The following is a 2,451-nucleotide window of genomic DNA, read 5'->3' as shown; positions in this document are numbered from 1 at the left end:
CTCGGTTTACTTCAATCATACTTTAATGTATGTGGGAGTATTAGGCAGTTAATCTTTGCTTAATTAAACCAGAAATCTTACCCATATCGGCTCGACCTTCAGCTTTGCTTTTGATTATACCCATTACTTTACCCATGTCTTGCATACCTGCTGCATTAGTATCAGCAATAGCCGCGTCAATGAGAGCAATTATTTCTTCTTCACTCAATTGTTGAGGTAAAAAAGTTTCAAGTGCTACTATTTCATTGGCTTCAATATCAGCTAAATCATCACGCCCAGCATCTTTGTACTGAGTGTAAGAGTCACGACGTTGTTTAACAAGCTTCACTATAACGGAGGTAATACCTGCGTCGTCTAGCGTTATTTGCTCGTCAATTTCACGTTGCTTGATTGCAGCAAGTACCATACGAATAGGGTTAAGACGTTGCTTGTCTTTAGCTCTCATCGCATCTTTTTGCGCATCTTTTAGCGTTATTAAAAGGCTCATTTATACAAGACCTAATATATTAGTATAATTTAACGCGACGAGCGTTATCACGAGAAAGTTTTTTCATGTGACGTTTAACTGCAGCAGCTTTTTTACGCTTACGCTCAGCTGTTGGTTTTTCATAGTGCTCGCGACGACGAACTTCTGAAAGGATTCCTGCTTTTTCACATGAACGCTTGAAGCGACGAAGTGCTACGTCAAACGGTTCGTTCTCTCTTACTTTAATTACTGGCATTAAAAATTCACCTACCTAAATTATGAGCGTTGCTCAAGTTGATCAAACATTGATCAAGTGGTTCAAAAATGGTGCGGTATTGTAATCCGAAGCAACACCACATGTAAAGGACAATATTAACAGAAACGCATTACGTTAAACAGTATTAATTTGCTTGTCGCTGGTACAGTTGGCAAAGTACTTGCCCCGCCTTTTTTTCTTTAATTAACAACCAGTTGGTTGGTGTTTCTAAGGCGGCTAGCTCTGCCTCTACTTCAACATAAATTAATGCGTCGTTGCTTAACCATTGGTTTTTTTCTAATAAATTGCAGGTTGTTTGCGCTAAATCTTTACGAAATGGTGGGTCAACAAATACAAGATTAAAGGCTTTGTTTGTGTTTTTTTGCTCTAAAAAGGAGAGCGAATTAGTATGTTTAACGTATGCGTTGTCGAGCTTTAAAGTGCTAATATTTTGTTCTAATTGCTTAGCAGCTAATGAGTCGAGTTCGATAAATGTAGCGCTTTTAGCATATCGTGATAGCGCTTCAAATCCCAATCCACCAGAACCGGCAAAACAATCAAGTACATTTGCGTCACGCGTATCTTGCATTAGCCAATTAAATACAGTTTCTTTAATTCGATCGGTAGTAGGTCTCAAGCCTTCTACGTTTTTAACCGGGAGTTTACGGCCTCGAAATTGACCACTAATCACTCTAATAAAGCCATCACTGGGCTTGTTAGCAGCTTTATTTTGCGTTGTTTTTTTTCTCATTTAGCTCACTAAAAAATGGTATATGGTATCTAGCTCAGATAATATTATGGGCGATTACGTGTAGCTTCATTTTTCAACCGCATTAAAAGTGTTACTATTAAACACTTACGTTTTGAATGGTTGTATTTATTAGCAACTATTGCTGGGCATTGCCAAGCTATTTCAAATTTTAGTTTATCAGATTTTTATAAGTGGTTATTAGCAAGTATGACAAAAAAAAGTAAATTCATGTCGTGGCTCGGTTTTGGCAAGTCAGATAAAAAAGAAGCAGAGCAAAAAGCAGCAGCTGATAAACAACAAGTATTAGCGCAAGAAGAGGCCCAGAAGCTAGAGCAAGAAAAACTAGCGCAAGAGCAAGCTGAAGCTGAACGGTTAAAAGCAGAGGCTGAAACAGAGCGTTTAGAACAAGAACGCCAGCGTGCTGAAAACGCGGAAAAGATTGCCATTGAGCAGGCCAATGCTGAATTACTTGCAAAACAGCAAGCAGATGCCGAGGCGCAAAGACAAGAACATGCGCAACGTTTAGCCGATCAAGAAAAAGAGATGCGCTTAGAGCAAGAACGATTAGCGGCAGAAAAAGTAGAGGCTGAGCGACTAGAGCAAATACGCCTTGAAAAACAAGATGAGGCGATCAAAGCCGAAAAGCTTGCAATAGAGCAAGCGAATGCTGAGTTATTAGCAAAAGAACAAGCGGATGCTGAAGCTCAAAGGCAAGAGCAAGCGAAGCGCTTAGCAGAACAAGAAGCGCAGATGCTTTTAGAGCAAGAACGCATTGCGGCTGAAAAAGCAGAAAATGAGCGCTTAGAGCAAGTACGTATTGCAGCTGAAAAAGCAGAGAATGAGCGTTTAGAGCAAGAACGCATTGCGGCTGAAAAAGCAGAGAATGAACGCTTAGAGCAAGAACGCATTGCGGCTGAAAAAGCAGAGAATGAACGCTTAGAGCAAGAACGCCTTGCAGCTGAAAAAGCAGAAAACGAG

At 40.1% G+C, this 2,451-nt stretch carries 3 protein-coding genes and 1 pseudogene; 1 reads left to right on the top strand and 3 read right to left on the bottom strand.

What is annotated here, in order from left to right:
- Positions 1–40 precede the first annotated feature (40 nt).
- From H5072_RS16905 to rsmD, 3 genes are all read right to left on the bottom strand, one after another.
- Positions 41–487, bottom strand: coding sequence for a GatB/YqeY domain-containing protein (locus H5072_RS16905; protein WP_007376027.1), 447 nt, complete (start codon positions 485–487; stop codon positions 41–43).
- Between the two features lie 19 nt (positions 488–506).
- Positions 507–722 carry a 30S ribosomal protein S21 gene (gene rpsU, locus H5072_RS16900; protein WP_002957797.1) on the bottom strand — a complete coding sequence of 72 codons (216 nt, stop codon included), beginning with the start codon at positions 720–722 and terminating at the stop codon, positions 507–509.
- 145 nt (positions 723–867) lie between these two features.
- Positions 868–1,473: a 16S rRNA (guanine(966)-N(2))-methyltransferase RsmD gene (gene rsmD / locus H5072_RS16895; protein WP_182694200.1), complete on the bottom strand. Its 606-nt coding sequence runs from the start codon at positions 1,471–1,473 to the stop codon at positions 868–870.
- 207 nt (positions 1,474–1,680) lie between these two features.
- Between rsmD and H5072_RS16890 the strand changes: the two are divergent.
- Positions 1,681–2,451 (top strand): annotated as a pseudogene (locus tag H5072_RS16890) (signal recognition particle-docking protein FtsY); the annotation flags it as partial.

Source organism: Pseudoalteromonas sp. SR45-5 (assembly GCF_014163565.1).
GTDB lineage: Bacteria > Pseudomonadota > Gammaproteobacteria > Enterobacterales > Alteromonadaceae > Pseudoalteromonas > Pseudoalteromonas distincta.
The sequence above is the reverse complement of the archived record's forward strand: the minus strand, read 5'-3'. Positions and strand labels throughout refer to the sequence as shown.